Genomic DNA, 17,612 nt, shown 5'->3' with positions numbered 1-17,612 from the left:
CGGGGCGCGCGTGTACACCGATGCAGCCTCACCGGGGGAACGCCCCCGGAACCCGGCCGGAGGGCCCGTACCTCGATGTCCGTGCAGAGTCACCCGGCGGCGCCGAACGCGTCCGCCCCCCCAGAGTTCCCCCGGCACGTCGTCACCGCCGTGCTCGTCTCCCACGACGGCGCGCGCTGGCTGCCCGACGCGCTCGCGGGCCTGCTCGGGCAGGAGCGCCCCGTACAGAACGCCGTCGCCGCCGACACCGGCAGCGCCGACGACTCCGCCCGGCTGGTCACCGAGGCGCTGGGCGGTGACCGCGTCCTGCACCTCGCGCGCCGGACCGGCTTCGGCACCGCCGTCGAGGAGGCGGTACGCACCGCGGGCGAGCTGACCCCGGACGACCTGCCGTACCTCAAGCGCCCCAGCGGCTGGGACCCCGTCACCAGGACGTGGCGCGACGACGCCTACGACCTGCCGGAACTCCCCTACGGCGAACCCGTCCAGTGGCTCTGGCTGCTCCACGACGACTGCGCCCCCGAGCCCGACGCCCTCGCCGAACTGTTGCGCGTCGTCGACACCGACCCGAATGTCGCGATCGTCGGACCCAAGCTGCGCGGCTGGTACGACCGCCGGCAGCTCCTCGAAGTCGGCGTCACCATCGCCAACAGCGGCCGCCGCTGGACCGCGCTCGACCGGCGCGAACAGGACCAGGGCCAGCACGACCAGGTCCGCTCCGTCCTCTCCGTCTCGTCCGCGGGCATGCTGGTGCGCCGCGACGTCTGGGAGGAGCTCGGCGGATTCGACCGCAGACTCCCCCTGATGCGCGACGACGTCGACCTCTGCTGGCGCGCACACATGGCCGGACACCGGGTGCTCGTCGCCCCCGACGCCGTGCTGCGGCACGCCGAGGCAGCCGCCCGCGAGCGCCGCCCCATCGACTGCGCCGGACGCTCGGTCGTCGGCCCGCACCGGGTCGACCGGGCCGGCGCCGTCTACGCGATGCTCGCCAACAGCCCGGCCAAGAAGCTCCCCTGGGTTCTGCTCCGCCTCGTCGTCGGTACCCTGCTCCGCACCCTCGCCTACCTCGTCGGCAAGGTCCCCGGCCAGGCGCTCGACGAGGTCACCGGCCTCATCGGCACCCTGCTGCGGCCGGGCAGGATCATGGCCGCCCGCCGCGCCCGCGGCAAGGGTGCCGTCGACCCGGCCGAACTCCGCTCCCTCTTCCCGCCGCCCGGTGCCACCGTCCGCGCCACCGTCGAACAGGCCGCCGGAAACTTCGGCTCCCGCTCCGACGCCGACGCCGCGGGCGGCTCGCGCCACGGCGCGGTCGAGTCCGGACCCGGCGGCGACGACGCCGACTTCCTGGAGATCGAGCAGTTCGCCCGGCTCAAGCGGATCGGCCGCAAACCCGGCCCCGTCCTCTTCGCGCTGCTGCTGTTCGTCTCGCTCCTCGCCTGCCGCGGCCTGCTCGGCGGCGGCGCACTCGCCGGCGGCGCACTGCTGCCCGCACCCGACTCCGTGTCCGACCTCTGGGCCCGGTTCGCGGACGGCTGGCACCCCGTCGTCACCGGCTCCACCGAAGCGGCCCCGCCCTACCTCGGCGTGGTCGCCGCCGTCTCGGCCCTCTTCCTCGGCTCCACCGGCTTCGCGCTGACCCTGCTGCTGGTCTGCTCGGTGCCGCTCGCCGGACTCACCGCCTACTTCGCGTCCCGGCCGCTCATCGAGTCCCGCCTGCTGCGGGCCTGGGCGAGCATCGCGTACGCCTTCCTGCCGGCCGTGACCGGAGCGCTGGCCACCGGACGCCTGGGCACCGCCGTGCTCGCCGTGCTGCTCCCGCTGATGGCCCGTACCGCCGTCTCGGCCCACGGGCTGCGCGGCGACGGACGGGTCCGCGGCAGCTGGCGGGCCACCTGGGCCTTCACCCTGCTGCTCACCTTCACCACCGCGTTCACCCCGATCGTGTGGCCGCTCGCCGTCGTCGTCGGCCTGGGCGTGCTCGCCCTGCGCCGCCGGGACCTCGCCGCGTACGGACTCCGGTTCCTCGCCACCGTCGGCACCCCGCTGCTCGTGCTCGCACCCTGGTCGCTGAGCCTGCTGACCCGGCCGTCCGACCTCCTCGGGGAAGCGGGCCTGGACCTCGGCGACGGCACCGCGTCCGCCGTCGACCTGCTCTCGCTCAGCCCCGGGGGCCCCAAGGGCACCGGCTCCGTCCTCTTCCTCGGCGTGGTGCTCGCGGCCCTCGCCGCCCTGCTGCGCGGCGAACGGCAGATGGCGATCCGCGCCTCCTGGGCCGCCGCCCTCGTCGGGCTGCTCTTCGCCGGCATCAGCAACGGCACCACCTGGGCCGGTCCCGCCACCCTCGTCTACGGCGCCGCGCTGATCGCCGCCGCCCTGCTGGGCGCGGACGGGGCGCGGATCCGCGTCGCCGCCCTGAGCTTCGGCTGGCGGCAGCCGGTGGCCGCGCTGATCGCGCTCGCCGCCGCGGCCGCACCCGTGCTGGCCGCCCTCGCCTGGATGGCCGGCGGCGCCGCCGGACCGCTGGAGCGCCGCGACCCGGTGCAGGTACCCGCGTTCGTCGCGGAGGAGAGCGGAACGGCCGACCAGCCGCGCACCCTGGTGCTCGGCGGGACCTCGGCCGGCTCGGTCTCGTACACCCTGGTGCGCGGCTCCGGCGCCCGCCTCGGCGACGCCGAACTGACCGGGTCCACCGGCAGCAACAGCCACCTCGACAAGATCGTGGCCAACCTGGTCGCGGGCTCCGGCGCCGACCAGGGCCACCAGCTCAGCGGCTTCGCCGTGCGGTACGTCCTGGTGCGCGACGGCGCTCCGCGCGAGATGGGCCGGGTCCTCGACGCGACCCCCGGCCTGAGCCGCCTCAGCCAGCTCGACGGCAGCGCCCTGTGGCGGGTCGACCAGGACGTCGCCCGCGTCATGATCGTCCCGGCCTCCGGCGACGGCGCGGGAGTGGTGGTGCCCTCGGGCCCCGTCGAGTCCCACGCCAAGATCCCGGCGGGCGAGGACGGCCGGGTGCTCCGCCTCGCGGACGCGGCCGACCCCGGATGGCTGGCCACCCTGGACGGGAAGCCGCTCACCCGCAAGACCGTCGACGGCTGGGCCCAGGGCTTCGAGCTTCCCGCCTCCGGCGGCCGGCTCGACCTCACCTACGACACCCCGATCACGCACTCCGTGTGGATCTGGGCGCAGATCGGGCTCGCCGTCGTCCTCGTGGTCATGGCCCTGCCGGGCCGCCGCCGCGAGATCGACGACGACCTCCCCGAGGACGCCGAAGCCGCCGCCGCCGCGGATGCGGCCGAGGGCGACGGGCGACGGGCCCGCCGGCTCCGCGCCGCCGCCGAGGCCGAAGCTGCCGCCGCTGCCGCCGCGTCGGACACCCCGCAGGACGAGTCCGGGTTCCCCGCCGACGCGCCCGAGGGCGACCGCCCCGAGCCGGAGCCGTACGTTCCCGCGCAGGCCGAGGGGGAGGGCGACGGCACGTACGCCGGACAGGCCGAGGACGGCGTCCACGTTCCCGCGCAGGCCGAGGGCGACGGCACGTACGCCGCGCCGGCCGAGGAGGGCGAGGGCACGTACGCCGCGGTTCCCCAGCAGCAGTACGCCGAGTGGGACGGGCAGCAGTACCAGCAGCCCGCGTACGCGCCCTACCAGGACGGCCCGTATCAGGCCGACCAGTACGAGACGGGCCAGTACGAGACGGGCCAGTACGAGACGGGCCAGTACGCGACGACGGACCAGTACGCCACGACGGACCAGTACGCGACCGGCCAGTTCCCGCAGGCCGGGGACCCCTACCAGCAGAACGCCGAGGTCTACGACCCGTACGGCTACGGGCAGCAGCAACAACAGGAACAGCAGCAGTACCAGGGTTACGAGACCCAGGCCCCGTACGACCCGTACGCGGGGCAGCGGTACGGCGTCCCCGACACCGACGAGCAGGTCGACCCGAACGCCCCGGACCAGGCGCCGTGGCAGACCCGTAACGCATCGCGAGGCGAGTCCGAGTGAAGTCCACCCCCCTGTCCCTCATCGCGGGCACCGTCGCCCTCGCCGCCGTCACCGGTTTCGCCGCGTTCAACGCGCCCGGCGACACCGCGCCGGCGAAGGCCGCGGCGGCCTCACGGCTGCCCGTCGAACGGTCCAGCCTGCTCTGCCCGGCGCCCAGCGACTCCGAACTGGCCGAGACCGCGTACACCTCCTTCACCCCTGCGGGGAAGGGCGCGAGCGGGGAGTCGGCCGCAGCGCTGAAGCAGACGCTTCCCGCCCCGGCCGACGGGACGACCGACGCGGGCACCACCGACAAGACCGACAGGACCGAGAAGGCGGACGACGCCAAGGCGGCCAAGGCCGCGGAGGCGGCGAAGAAGAAGGCCGAGAAGCCGGTCCTCGCGCTCAAGGAGGCCGGGAAACCCGTCACGGCCGAGGCGAACGGCGCCGACGCGCCCGCCCTCGTCGGTACCGCCACCGGCGCTCTCGCGCCGGGCTGGAGCACGCAGCAGACCACCTCGGTCAGCGTGGGCACCACCCGGGGACTGCTCGGCGTCAGCTGCACCGCGCCCGACACGGAGTTCTGGTTCCCCGGCGTCAGCACCGCCGCGAAGGCGCAGGACTACATCCACCTGACCAACCCGGACGACAGCGCGGCCGTCGTCGACATCCAGCTGTTCGGCCCGGAGGGCGACCTCAAGGCGGACGTCGGCGACGGGATCGCCGTTCCCGGGCGGTCCAGCGTGGCGATGCTGCTCTCCACCCTGACCGAGGAGGCCGTCGACGGCGTCACCGCCCACGTCACCACCCGCAGCGGCCGGGTCGGCGCGGTGGTCCGGGGTGCCACCGAGGACACCGGAAGCGACTGGCTCACCGCCTCCGCGGACCCCGCCGCCACGGTGGTGATGCCCGGCATCCCCGCCGACGCCACCTCGGTCCAGCTGATCGCGTTCGCGCCCGGCGACGACGACGCGGACCTCAAGGTCCAACTGGTGGGGAAGACGGCGACCTTCTCACCGGCCGGCAACGACACCCTGCACATCAAGTCCGGGATGACCGCGAGCGTCGACCTGAAGAACGTCACCCGCAAGGAGCCGGGCTCGCTGCGACTGACGCCGTCCGAGGGCGACCGGTCCACCCCGATCGTGGCCGCGCTGCGCGTGGTGCGGGGGACCGGCTCCGGCCAGGAGATCGCGTACATCCCGGCCACCCGGCCGGTCGGGGCGCGGGCGAGCGTCGCCGACAACCGGTCCAAGGGCTCGACCCTCTCGCTCGTCGCGCCCGGCGCCACCGCCCAGGTGAAGGTCACCGCCTCGGCGGGCAGCGAGGGGGGCGAACAGACCGTCAAGTCGTACACGGTCAAGGGCGGCACGACCCTCGCGTTCACCCCGCCCGTCCCGGCCGGACTCAAGGGCTCGTACGCGCTGACGGTGGAGACGGAGTCGGGCGGCCCGGTCTACGCCGCCCGCACGCTCGCCCTCCCGGACGACGGCGTGCAGATGTTCACCGTGCAGACGCTGCCGGACGACCGGGGCACGGTCGAAGTCCCGGCCGCGGTGCAGGACCTGACGGTGCTGGACGACTGACGGCCCGGGCCGGCGGATCGGCCGTGCGGGTGGGCCCGGGTGGCAGGTACGCCCGGGCCCACCCGCACGACGCCGTACGGGCCAGTGACCTGACTCAGGTCACTAGTCCTGCCCGTACCGGGGGTCCACGGACTCCGGGGAGAGCCCCAGCAGATCCGCGACCTGCTCCACCACGACCTCGTGCACCAGCAGCGCCCGTTCGTCCCGGCTCTTCGCCCGGATCTCCACGGGGCGCCGGTAGACGAAGATCTGCGCGGGCTGCCCCTTCACCGCCGAGACCGCGCGCCCCAGGGGCACGGTGTCCTCGGCCTCCGACGGCACGTCCGTGACCATGAAGTCCACCTCGGCGAGCTGCGGCCAGCGCCGCTCCAGGCGTTCCACCGAGGCCTGCACGAGATCGTGGAACGTCTGCGAGCGACTCACCGACATCGGCACCTGCGGCGGTGCCACCGGCCCGCGCATGCCGCGTCCGTGGCGGTCGCGGCGCCGGGGCCTGGGTTCGGGCGAGGGCGAAGGTACGGAACTGTCCATCACCGACGCAGCGTAACCCTCCCGGCACGGGTGGTCCGACGCCCGGGCGCCGGGTGCCGCGGTGACGTCCGCGGATTTCCCCGGAGACGCCTCAACCTCGATTTTCCGGCCAAGTTGAGCTACTTTTCGGCCCCGCTGGTGATCACGGAATCCTCACCCCCCGCCCTCCCCGTCACCACCGGGTGCCCACGGACGCACACAAGCGGAACCTCTGTGACCAGCCACTCCCCGCCGGACCGCGGACCCGTGCGGCCCCCCGGAAGGCCGCCGCCACCGGGGACGGCCGCCGACACGGTGCCCGGACCCGGGGGAGGGTCGTCGCAGCCCGCTCAAGAGTGCGGTACCGTCCAACATCGTGAGCCCTGTACGTCGCTGTTCGCGCACCGCGTGCGGCCGTCCTGCCGTCGCGACACTGACGTACGTCTATGCCGACTCGACTGCGGTCCTCGGCCCGCTCGCCACCTACGCCGAGCCCCACTGTTACGACCTCTGCGCCGAACACAGTGAGCGGCTCACCGCGCCCCGGGGCTGGGAGGTGGTCCGGCTCACCGACTCCTCCGCGCCCACCCGCCACAGCGCCGACGATCTCGAAGCGCTGGCCAACGCCGTCCGCGAGGCCGCCCGCCCGCACGACCGGGGCCAGGACACGACCGGCCGGGGGCCGCGTACCGCCGACCCCGTCGAGGTCGCGCGCCGGGGCCACCTGCGGGTCCTGCGTTCCCCCGACTCCTGACGGCCCCCGCCCGCCGCCCGCACCGCCGGTGGGCGGCCCGCATCGGCGTACCGAGGGACCGGTAGTTTGGGCGCTCAGCCCAGACCCCAGGAGGACCGGCCGTGGTTGCTGATCTGTCGCAGCTCGTGAAGGCGTACGACGTGCGCGGCGTCGTACCCGACCAGTGGGACGAGCCGCTCGCCGAGCTCTTCGGCGCGGCGTTCGTCCAGGTCACCGACGCGGACGCGATCGTCATCGGTCACGACATGCGCCCCTCGTCGCCCGGCCTCGCCGGCGCCTTCGCGCGCGGCGCCCAGGCCCGCGGCGCCGACGTCACCCTGATCGGACTCTGCTCAACCGACCAGCTGTACTACGCCTCCGGAATCCTCGGCGTGCCCGGCGCGATGTTCACCGCCTCGCACAACCCGGCCCAGTACAACGGCATCAAGATGTGCCGGGCCGGAGCCGCACCGGTCGGCCAGGACACCGGCCTCGCCGAGATCCGCACGCTCGTCGAGCAGTGGTCCGAGCACGGAGCGCCCGCCCCGGCCGCCACCAAGGGCGCGTTCGCCGAGCGCGACACCCTCACCGACTACGCCGCCCACCTCCTCGGGCTCGTGGACCTGACGTCGATCCGCCCGCTCAAGGTCGTCGTGGACGCGGGCAACGGCATGGGCGGCCACACCGTCCCCACCGTCTTCGAGGGCCTCCCGCTCGACGTCGTACCGATGTACTTCGAGCTCGACGGCACCTTCCCGAACCACGAGGCCAACCCCCTCGACCCCGCCAACATCGTGGATCTCCAGGCCCGCGTCCTCGCCGAGGGCGCCGACCTCGGTCTCGCCTTCGACGGCGACGCCGACCGCTGCTTCGTCGTCGACGAACGCGGTGCCGGCGTCTCACCCTCGGCCGTGACCGCACTCGTCGCCGAGCGGGAACTCGCCCGCAACGGCGGCAAGGGCACCGTCATCCACAACCTGATCACCTCGTGGTCCGTACCCGAGGTCATCCGCGAGAACGGCGGCACCCCCGTCCGCACCCGCGTCGGCCACTCCTTCATCAAGGCCGAGATGGCCGAACACGGCGCGATCTTCGGCGGCGAACACTCGGCGCACTACTACTTCCGGGACTTCTGGAACGCCGACACGGGCATGCTCGCCGCCCTCCACGTCCTCGCCGCTCTCGGCGGACAGGACGGCACCCTCTCCGCGCTGCTCACCTCGTACGACCGCTACACCGGCTCCGGCGAGATCAACTCCACCGTCGCCGACCAGGCGGACCGCCTCGCCGCGATCCGCGCCGCGTACGCCGACCGCGAGGACGTGACCTTCGACGAGCTGGACGGCCTCACCGTCGCCACCGCCGACTGGTGGTTCAACGTCCGCGCCTCCAACACCGAACCGCTGCTGCGCCTGAACGCCGAAGCCCGCGACGAGGCCACGATGGCGGCGGTACGGGACGCGGCGCTGGCCCTCATCCGGGCGTAGCCGGACGCCGTCTTCCGCGGGGCGGGCCGACGGCGCGTCCCTCCGGCCACGGTGGCCCGTCCGCCGCGCGACCGGGTCCGTCCATCCGCCGACCCCGGCCCGTTCACGCCCCGGCCGCATCCGCGTACCGTCGCCGGGCCATGTTGCGACCGTTGCCGGTGAGTACACCCGGTCGTCGCGCGGCCCCCGGCGCCTTCCCGCCCGGCCGTCGCGCAGCGGGGGGACGCGGTCCTGCCGGACCGCGACCCCCGCACCCCGGCGGTAGGCTGGCCTCGCCCCAACCGCGCGAAGCTCACCCGCATGTTCGAAGGGACCCGCCCCATGGCGCTCGAAGCCGGCCTTCTGGAGATCCTCGCCTGCCCGGCGTGCCACTCCCCGCTCGACGACCGCACGGCGGACGACAGCCCGGAGCTGGTCTGCACCGGCGCCGACTGCGGTCTGGCCTACCCGGTCCGCGACGGCATCCCGGTACTCCTCGTCGACGAGGCCCGCCGCCCCGCGTGACGCGACGCCAGGTACGCGCCCCCGGCGCCCCCGGAACCCCCGGCGGCGGCCGACCGCGCCCGTGCCCGGCACCCGCACACTGATCCGCACGGTGATCGGAGGCCCACCGCCATGCTCGACGAGACGTTGCTCGACGCCCCGGACGCCCTGGCCAGGGCCGACCGGCGAGGGCTTCTGCGCGGTGCCGCCGAGGCCGGCGCCCGCGTCCGTACCGCAGCCCTGCACACCGCCGAGGCCGGCGTCGGCGCGCTGACCCCCGAGGGCAGGCCCCGCGCCGTCCTCGTCGCCGGTCCCGGTACCGCCGCCGCGGGCGTCGCCGACATCGTCGGCGCCCTCGCCGGAGCCGCCGCACCCGTCACCCGCATCCGGCCCACCGGCGTCGCGCCGGCCGGCGGCGCGCTGCGGTGGACGCTGCCCGGCTGGGCCGGACCGGTCGACCTGCTCCTCATCGCCACAGCCGACGGCGCCGAACCCGGCCTCTCGCTCCTCGCCGAACAGGCTTACCGGCGCGGCTGCTCCGTCGTCGCCGTCGCCCCCACCCGCTCACCGCTCCGCGAAGCCGTCGAACGAGCCCACGGGCTCCTCGTGCCCATGGCCGCCGCCCCGCACGGCGAGTACGACGCCGAGACCTCGGCCGCCGGCCCCGGCACCCTCTGGGCACTGCTCACCCCGCTCCTCGCCCTGCTCGACCGGGTGGGGCTGGTCTCCGCGTCCGACGAGGACCTGCGCAAGATCGCCGACCGGCTGGACCGCACCGCCGAACGCTGCGGGCCGGCCATCGCCACGTACAGCAACCCGGCCAAGACCCTCGCCGCCGAGCTCGCCGACACGCTGCCGCTCGTCTGGACCGAGGGCGAGGCGGCGGGCCCGGTCGGCCGACGGTTCGCCGCGGTCCTCGCCGAACTCGCCGGCCGCCCCGCGCTCACCGCGCCGCTCCCCGAAGCCCTGCCCTCGCACGGCGCCCTGCTCGCCGGGGACTTCGCGGCCGGAGCCGACCCCGAGGACTTCTTCCGCGATCGCGTCGAGGAGGGGGAGGCGCTGCGCGCCCGGGTCGTCCTCCTCCGCGACCGGCCCACCGGCGGGCTGACCGCCGCCCCCGCCGCCCGCGAGCTCGCCCTCGGCCACGACACGGCCATCAGCGAACTCGAACCCGACGAGGGCAGCGAACTCGAAGCGCTCGCCGAACTCCTCGCCGTCACCGACTTCGCCGCCGTCTACCTCTCACTGGCCACCGAACCGCCGACCGGGGAGAACCCCGCCTGACCCGACCGGATTCGGCCGGGGCCGGCATCCGTTGTTCGTGCCGCACGGGCCGCTCCCTCGCGGCAGGCATCCCGCCGGGCAGCGCGCGAGCAACCCGCCACGCCCGTCCCCGTACCGGCTGACCGGCGCTCCTTACCGGCCGACTCCCTGTCGGCCCTCCCTATCGGCCGCGCATGTCCCACAAGGCCCGTCCGTCACACCCGTCCCACTCTGCTGCACCTGTCACGCCTGCCACACCTTGTCCCGCCTGCCACACCTTCACGAAAACCCGAGGACCCCTCCATGGACCGGCTGTCCAACACCGTGCGCCCCTACGCCTGGGGCTCCACCACGGCCATCCCCGAGCTGCTCGGCACCCCGCCCACGGGGGAGCCGCAGGCCGAGATGTGGATGGGCGCCCACCCCGGAGCGCCGTCCCTGCTCACCCGCGACGGCGCCGAACTCCCCCTCGACCAGGTCATCGCCGCCGACCCGGCCCGCGAACTCGGCACCGCGACCGTCGAGAAGTTCGGCCCCCGCCTCCCCTTCCTCCTCAAGCTCCTCGCCGCCGGAGCCCCCCTCTCCCTCCAGGTCCACCCCGACCTGGAGCAGGCCAGGCTCGGCTTCGCCGACGAGGAGTCCCGCGGCATCCCGCTCGACGCCCCCCACCGCACTTACCGGGACGCCAACCACAAGCCCGAACTGATCTGCGCCCTCACTCCGTTCGAGGGCCTCTGCGGTTTCCGCCGGCCCGAAGAGGCCGCAGCCCTCCTGGAGGCGCTCGGCACCGACTCCCTCAAGCCGTATGCGGACCTGCTCCGGGCCCAGCCCGAGGAGGCCGCCCTCCGCGAGGTGCTCACCGCGATCCTCACCGCCGACCCGGAGGAGATGGCCGCGACCGTCGGGGAGGCGGCCGCCGCCGCCGAACGTCTGGGCGGCCCGCACGCCCCCTACGCCGAGATCGCCCGCCACTACCCGGGCGACGCCGGGGTCATCGCCGCGATGCTGCTCAACCACGTGCGGCTGCAGCCCGGCGAGGCGCTCTACCTCGGCGCGGGCGTCCCGCACGCCTACCTCGACGGCCTCGGCGTCGAGATCATGGCCAACTCGGACAACGTCCTGCGCTGCGGACTCACCCCCAAGCACATCGACGTACCCGAACTCCTGCGCGTCGTGCGCTTCGAGGCCACCGAGCCGGGGGTACTGCGCCCCGAGGCGACCCCCTCCGGCGAGGAACCGTACGAGACCCCGGTCGACGAGTTCCGGCTCTCCCGGTTCGACCTCTCGCCCGGCGCCGCCCCCGTCGACCTGACGGCCGCCACCCCGCAGATCCTGCTCTGCACCGCGGGCGCGCTCCGGACCGGCGACCTGGACCTCGTCCCCGGCGGCTCGGTCTTCGTACCGGCGGGTGAAACGGTCGAAACGTCAGGTAACGGCACACTCTTCCGTGCCACCGTGGTGGCCTGACGTACCGCCCGTCCGAGGTGCTGCAACAATGTGCGGCCGTACCGCGGCGACAACCGTGTGCGGCCGTACCGCGGCGGCAGCCCCGTGCGGCTGTACCGCGGCGACCCGCGTGCACGGCACCGATCCGCGTTTGCAGCACCGACGAAGGGAAACCAGGCACCCATGAGTGCGTCAGGCGGAACCAAGGCGATCGTGGCGGCACTCTCCGCCAACCTCGCCATCGCGGCGGCCAAATTCGTGGCGTTCCTCTTCAGTGGCTCCTCGTCGATGCTCGCGGAGAGCGTCCACTCGCTCGCCGACTCCGGCAACCAGGGACTCCTGTTGCTCGGCGGGAAGAAGGCGCAACGCCAGGCCACCCCCGAGCACCCCTTCGGCTACGGGCGCGAGAGGTACATCTACGCCTTCCTCGTCTCCATCGTCCTGTTCTCGGTCGGTGGCATGTTCGCGGTCTACGAGGGCTACGAGAAGATCAAGCACCCGCACCCCATCGAGGCCTGGTACTGGCCGGTGGGCGTGCTGGTCTTCGCGATCATCGCCGAGGGATTCTCCTTCCGTACGGCGATCAGTGAGTCCAACCAGACCCGCGGCACGATGAGCTGGACGGACTTCGTCCGCCGCGCCAAGGCCCCCGAGCTCCCCGTCGTCCTGCTGGAGGACTTCGGGGCGCTCATCGGTCTGGTCCTCGCGCTCGGCGGCGTCGGCCTCTCGCTCGCCACCGACGACGGCGTCTGGGACGGCATCGGCACCCTCTGCATCGGCATCCTGCTCATCGTCATCGCGCTCGTGCTCGCCGCTGAGACGAAGTCCCTGCTCCTCGGCGAGTCGGCCGGACCCGAGCAGGTCGAGCGCATCAGGGCCGCCGTCGTCGACGGTGACACGGTGACCGGCATCATCCACATGCGCACGCTCCACCTCGGCCCCGAGGAACTGCTGGTCGCGGCCAAGATCGCGGTCCAGCACGACGACACCGCGACCGAGGTCGCCAACGCGATCAACGCCGCCGAGACCCGCATCCGCGCGGCCGTGCCGATCGCCCGCGTCATCTACCTGGAGCCCGACATCTACAGCCCGGACGCCGCGTCGAGGGGCACCAACCCCGGCCGGTCCACCCTGGCCGAGGACGCCGAGCGGCACGCCGGTGAACCGGACGCCGCGGAGAGCCCGGCCGGTACGGACGGCTCCGGCTCCCCGGGTGGTTCCGACGGCCCGGGCGGCTCCGACGTCCCGGGCAGCTCCGGCGGCGAAGGCCCCTCCGGCCCGGGGCACTGATACCCGCTGTCCCGCCGTCGTCCCGCACGTCCGGTGAGCGCACCGTCCCCCCACGGGCCGGTGCGCTCAACTCTGCGCGGTGTAGATTCGTACGCGTACCAGACGTCGCTGCTGATGGCGGTCGATCGGTCCGCGGAAGCGGGCCGGCCGAGGGAGAGAGGGCCTCCGACGGACTGCGCTGCGACTCCCGGGCATCCGTGTGCCCGGCGCCGCACTGCCAGCCAGCCCACCCTCGATCCTCACGAGGAGCAGACCCGCCATGACGACGGTCAGCCAGAACCAGGACTTCAAGGTCGCCGACCTTTCCCTCGCGGTATTCGGCCGCAAGGAGATCACCCTCGCCGAGCACGAGATGCCCGGCCTGATGTCGATCCGCAAGGAGTACGCCGCGGCCCAGCCGCTGGCCGGTGCGCGCATCACCGGCTCGCTGCACATGACCGTGCAGACCGCGGTGCTCATCGAGACCCTCGTCGCCCTCGGCGCCGACGTCCGCTGGGCCTCCTGCAACATCTTCTCCACCCAGGACCACGCGGCCGCCGCCATCGCCGTCGGCCCGACCGGAACCCCCGAGGCCCCGGCCGGTGTCCCCGTCTTCGCCTGGAAGGGCGAGACGCTGGAAGAGTACTGGTGGTGCACCGAGCAGGCCCTGACCTGGCCGAACACCGCCACCGGTGGCCCGAACATGATCCTGGACGACGGCGGTGACGCCACCCTCCTGGTCCACAAGGGTGTCGAGTTCGAGAAGGCCGGCGCGGCCCCGGACCCGTCCACCGCGGACAGCGAGGAGTACGCCCACATCCTCACGCTCCTCAACCGCACCCTCGGCGAGGCCCCGCAGAAGTGGACGCAGCTCGCGTCCGAGATCCGCGGCGTCACCGAGGAGACGACCACGGGTGTCCACCGCCTGTACGAGATGCACCGCGACGGCACCCTCCTGTTCCCGGCGATCAACGTCAACGACGCCGTCACCAAGTCGAAGTTCGACAACAAGTACGGCTGCCGTCACTCCCTGATCGACGGCATCAATCGCGCCACCGACGTCCTCATCGGCGGCAAGACCGCCGTCGTCTGCGGTTACGGCGACGTGGGCAAGGGCTGCGCCGAGTCCCTCCGCGGTCAGGGCGCCCGCGTGATCATCACCGAGATCGACCCGATCTGCGCGCTCCAGGCGGCCATGGACGGCTACCAGGTCGCGACCCTGGACGACGTCGTCGAGCAGGCCGACATCTTCGTCACCACCACGGGCAACAAGGACATCATCATGGCGTCCGACATGGCCCGGATGAAGCACCAGGCGATCGTCGGCAACATCGGACACTTCGACAACGAGATCGACATGGCCGGCCTGGCCAAGATCGACGGCATCGTCAAGGACGAGGTCAAGCCGCAGGTCCACACCTGGACCTTCCCGGACGGCAAGGTCCTGATCGTCCTCTCCGAGGGCCGTCTGCTGAACCTCGGCAACGCGACCGGTCACCCCTCCTTCGTCATGTCCAACTCCTTCGCGGACCAGACCCTGGCCCAGATCGAGCTGTTCACGAAGCCGGAGGAGTACCCGACCGACGTCTACGTGCTCCCGAAGCACCTCGACGAGAAGGTCGCCCGCCTCCACCTGGCCGCGCTGGGCGTCAAGCTCACGACGCTCCGCCCGGAGCAGGCCGCCTACATCGGCGTCGAGGTCGACGGCCCGTACAAGTCCGACCACTACCGCTACTGATCCCGCCCGCCGACGGCCCGCCCCCGCAGCCCGGGGAGCGTGGCCGCCGGCGACCGGAACAGTCTCAGCAGCAGGTACGAGCGCAGGCCCCCGCACCCCCGTGCCGGGGGCCTGCCCCGTACCCCGCCCGCGCAGCCCGAAGGACCTCATGCCCCGCGGCCGTTATTCGCTCCACGATCCGCACGATCGCACCCCCCTCGGCGAAGAGCACTTCCACTGCGCCCCCGGACCGTCCGGCTGGCGCTACGTCGCGCAGAGGACCACTCCCTCCGGCGACCACCTCGGCTCCACCGACCTCGCGCTCGACGAACTCGGCCGGCCCATCCGTCTCGAACTGCACGCGGGCGGCTGGCAGATCCGTGGCGCCGCCCTCGAAGGCGTCACCTGGGTCCGGACCGACCCCACCGGCGCCGATCCGGCGGAGGGCAACGTCCGCGCCCACGCCTTCTCCGGCACCTCTCCCGCTTTTCTCGTCGCCGTCACGCGACTTCTGCGCCTCACCCCGGATTCCCCCGAGACCCGCATCCGTCTGGTCACCTTCACGGATCCGGTTCTCGCTCCCCTGACCGTCGATCAGTCCTGGGCACTGATGGACAGTGAAGCGCACGCCACTGACAACGGCCCTCTGCTCGTGGACACCTACCAGGTCAGCGACCTGAACACGGGGGAGCGCCACACGGTGCACCTCGCCGGGGACGTGGTCCTCGCCGCGCCCGGCATCGAGCTCGAAGACCTCGAATCCCCGCCCTCGCCCAAGCCCGCACCGCGACAGGAGCACCCGGCGGAGTAGTCCTGGCGACCTCGGTGCGGCCGACGGCGGTCCGTCTCGCCGGCAGTCTCGCCGGCAGGCGTCGGCGTGCCGGCCGCGCAGACGGCGGGGCCGCATCCGGCGGTTCGCTCAGGCGGGCGGAGCGAACCCGGTCGGGCCGCCGGGGGCGGTCAGTACAGGGGGCCCGGTCAGCACGGGGGGCACGGGCGCTGCTTCCCGGCCCACGACGGGCGCACTCGCGGGGGCTCCCCACCCCGTGGCCCCGTCGGCCACCGGTGCGGGTACTCCCCAGGGTGCCCCCGGCGACACGGCCCCCGGTGCCCGGTCCTGCGGGCGCCCGGCGGGTGGCGTCCGCAGTGCCTCGAACCGTCGCGCCTCGCGAACCCGGCGCTCGTGCAGCACGGCCGCGACGTAGGCGGCGGGGGCGACGCCGTCCGGCGCAGGCAGAGCCGTGCGGGCCGCCAGCTCGTCGGCGAGCCGCCGGCCGAGTGCGTGCGCCACGGCGGGATCGAGTTGGTGCAGACGGGACACGTAACTCCGTGCGGCGAGCCAGAACTCGTCCGGCACCGCCGACAGGTCCAGCTGCGCGAAACGACCCCCGAGCCACGGCGGAGGCGGCTGCAGAGCCCGGGAACGGTCGATCGGTACGCGTTCTCGTACGACGATCGTGCCGGCGAACACGTCACCGAGCCGCCGGCCCCTGGCGGAGACCAGGGAGGCGACCGCGGCCACTCCGCCGAAAGTCGAGAGGATCTCGACGACGCCCATCGCCCCGCGGACCAGCGCGTGCCGGAACCCGATGGGCCCCCCGTCCTCGCGCACCACCCGCAGCCCGCAGGCCAGCTTCCCCAGGGAACGGCCGCGGCTCAGCGTTTCCACGGCTATGGGCCCGCCGACCAGCACCAGGAGGAAGGACGCCACGGCGACGGCGGCGACAGCAGCGTCGTCGAGCGTCAACGTGGCGATGCCCAGGACGATGCTGAGCACGGTGAAGACGATCAGCAGCAGGGTGGTGTCGATGACCTGAGCCAGCGCCCTGCTCGGAAGCCGGGCCGGTCTGAGTTCCAGAACTACCGCGTCCCCGGTCACGAGATCGCTCATCGCCGTCGCCTTTCGTCGCCCACCCCTGCCCCGTTGTGGGACAGTCTGCCAAGCTGATCGTCGGCGCGCCGACGATGTCCGGACCTGGGCCTGTCCGAGCAATTCCCGTCGGGCGGAAGGCGCCTGGCACGGCGACTCGGGCGGTGCCGGATCGACCGTGCACATCCAGTACGTCAGAAATGGCCCAGCACGCCCCCTCGCCTGGAGCAGACACCCACCATGGACCTCGATGTCTTCGCCACCGCCCACCACGCGGAGTGGGATCGCCTGGAAGTACTGCTGAAGCGGAGTCGCAGGCTCACCGGTGCAGAGGCGGACGAGCTCGTCGTGCTCTACCAGCGGACGGCCACCCATCTCTCCCTGATTCACTCCCAGGCGCCGGACCCGCGCATCGAGGGGCGGCTGACCCAGCTCGTGGCCCGTGCCCGGTCCACCGTGACCGGTACCCGCAAAGCCTCGTGGCGGGACGTGACGCGCTTCCTCACCGCCGGATTCCCCGCCGCGGTCTACCGGGCCCGCCACTGGTGGGTGCCCACGGCGGTGCTCTCCACTCTTCTCACCGTGGTCATCGGCTGGTGGATCGGCACCCACCCCGAGGTCCAGGCGGCCATCGGCGCCCCCGACGACCTGCGCGCGCTCACCCAGCCGGGCGGGGAGTACGAGACCTACTACTCCAGCCACCCCGCGGCCTCGTTCGCCGCCCAGGTCTGGACGAACAACGCCCAGGCAGCCGCCATGTGCCTGGTCCTCGGAGCGTTCTTCGGGCTGCCGGTGATCTGGATCCTCTTCACCAACGTGCTCAACGTCGGGGTCGGGATGGGACTGATGTCGTCCGCCGGCCGGCTGGACACCTTCCTCGGCCTGATCCTGCCGCACGGCCTCCTCGAGCTCACCGCGGTGTTCGTGGCGGCAGGTACGGGCCTCAAGCTCGGCTGGACCCTCATCGACCCCGGACCCCGCTCGCGCCGGGACGCGCTCGCCGAGGAGGGCCGGGCCGCCCTGGGCATGGCCATCGGGCTCGCCCTGGTCCTCTTCGTGTCGGGACTCATCGAGGGATTCGTGACGCCGTCCGGCCTTCCCACCTGGGCCCGCATCACCATCGGCATCGCGGCCGAGCTGGCCTTCCTGCTCTACGTAAGGGTTCTGGGCGGACGCGCGGTCCGGGCCGGCGACACCGGCGACGTCGCCGTGGCCGACCGTGGCGCCTCGTTGCCGATCGCAGCGTGACGCTCAGGAGGCC

13 protein-coding genes are annotated in these 17,612 nt (G+C 73.4%); 11 read left to right on the top strand and 2 right to left on the bottom strand.

Going from position 1 to position 17,612, the window contains the following annotated elements; genetic code table 11:
* Positions 1–75: 75 nt before the first annotated feature.
* Positions 76–4,008 carry a glycosyltransferase gene (locus OHA55_RS10485; protein WP_266705036.1) on the top strand — a complete coding sequence of 1,311 codons (3,933 nt, stop codon included), beginning with the start codon at positions 76–78 and terminating at the stop codon, positions 4,006–4,008.
* Positions 4,005–5,573, top strand: coding sequence for a DUF5719 family protein (locus OHA55_RS10480; RefSeq protein WP_266705034.1), 1,569 nt, complete (start codon positions 4,005–4,007; stop codon positions 5,571–5,573). The genes OHA55_RS10485 and OHA55_RS10480 overlap by 4 nt, the downstream gene beginning before the upstream one ends.
* Positions 5,574–5,675: 102 nt before the next feature.
* Here OHA55_RS10480 and OHA55_RS10475 read toward each other — a convergent pair whose 3' ends face one another.
* On the bottom strand, positions 5,676–6,104 hold the full coding sequence (locus OHA55_RS10475; RefSeq protein WP_266705032.1) for a metallopeptidase family protein: 429 nt from the start codon (positions 6,102–6,104) through the stop codon (positions 5,676–5,678).
* 355 nt (positions 6,105–6,459) lie between these two features.
* Here OHA55_RS10475 and OHA55_RS10470 point away from each other — a divergent pair, with 355 nt between their 5' ends.
* The 8 genes from OHA55_RS10470 (at position 6,460) to OHA55_RS10435 (ending at position 15,292) form a co-directional block, all read left to right on the top strand.
* Entirely contained in the window at positions 6,460–6,837 is a 378-nt protein-coding gene (locus OHA55_RS10470; RefSeq protein ID WP_266705030.1) for a DUF3499 domain-containing protein, read from the top strand.
* Positions 6,838–6,938: 101 nt separating this feature from the next.
* On the top strand, positions 6,939–8,303 hold the full coding sequence (locus tag OHA55_RS10465; RefSeq protein WP_266705028.1) for a phosphomannomutase/phosphoglucomutase: 1,365 nt from the start codon (positions 6,939–6,941) through the stop codon (positions 8,301–8,303).
* 321 nt (positions 8,304–8,624) lie between these two features.
* Positions 8,625–8,807, top strand: coding sequence for a Trm112 family protein (locus tag OHA55_RS10460; protein WP_266710528.1), 183 nt, complete (start codon positions 8,625–8,627; stop codon positions 8,805–8,807).
* Between the two features lie 111 nt (positions 8,808–8,918).
* Positions 8,919–10,070: an SIS domain-containing protein gene (locus tag OHA55_RS10455; RefSeq protein ID WP_266705026.1), complete on the top strand. Its 1,152-nt coding sequence runs from the start codon at positions 8,919–8,921 to the stop codon at positions 10,068–10,070.
* A gap of 282 nt (positions 10,071–10,352) precedes the next feature.
* Entirely contained in the window at positions 10,353–11,516 is a 1,164-nt protein-coding gene (manA, locus tag OHA55_RS10450) for a mannose-6-phosphate isomerase, class I (protein ID WP_266705024.1), read from the top strand.
* Between the two features lie 162 nt (positions 11,517–11,678).
* A complete protein-coding gene (locus OHA55_RS10445; protein WP_266705022.1) occupies positions 11,679–12,785 on the top strand; it encodes a cation diffusion facilitator family transporter in 1,107 nt (368 codons plus the stop codon).
* A 259-nt stretch (positions 12,786–13,044) separates the two neighbouring features.
* Positions 13,045–14,502 (top strand): adenosylhomocysteinase, encoded by a 1,458-nt coding sequence (gene ahcY / locus OHA55_RS10440; RefSeq protein WP_266705020.1) that lies wholly within the window; start codon positions 13,045–13,047, stop codon positions 14,500–14,502.
* A gap of 148 nt (positions 14,503–14,650) precedes the next feature.
* Positions 14,651–15,292, top strand: a complete 642-nt coding sequence (locus OHA55_RS10435) for a hypothetical protein (RefSeq protein WP_266705018.1) — start codon at positions 14,651–14,653, stop codon at positions 15,290–15,292.
* Between the two features lie 108 nt (positions 15,293–15,400).
* Here OHA55_RS10435 and OHA55_RS10430 read toward each other — a convergent pair whose 3' ends face one another.
* Positions 15,401–16,372 carry an RDD family protein gene (locus OHA55_RS10430; protein WP_266705016.1) on the bottom strand — a complete coding sequence of 324 codons (972 nt, stop codon included), beginning with the start codon at positions 16,370–16,372 and terminating at the stop codon, positions 15,401–15,403.
* A gap of 219 nt (positions 16,373–16,591) precedes the next feature.
* Between OHA55_RS10430 and OHA55_RS10425 the strand changes: the two genes are divergently transcribed.
* Positions 16,592–17,599, top strand: a complete 1,008-nt coding sequence (locus OHA55_RS10425; protein WP_266705014.1) for a stage II sporulation protein M — start codon at positions 16,592–16,594, stop codon at positions 17,597–17,599.
* Positions 17,600–17,612 lie beyond the last annotated feature (13 nt).

Source organism: Streptomyces sp. NBC_00102 (assembly GCF_026343115.1).
Taxonomy (GTDB): Bacteria; Actinomycetota; Actinomycetes; order Streptomycetales; family Streptomycetaceae; genus Streptomyces.
This window is presented reverse-complemented; position numbering and strand designations above follow the sequence as displayed.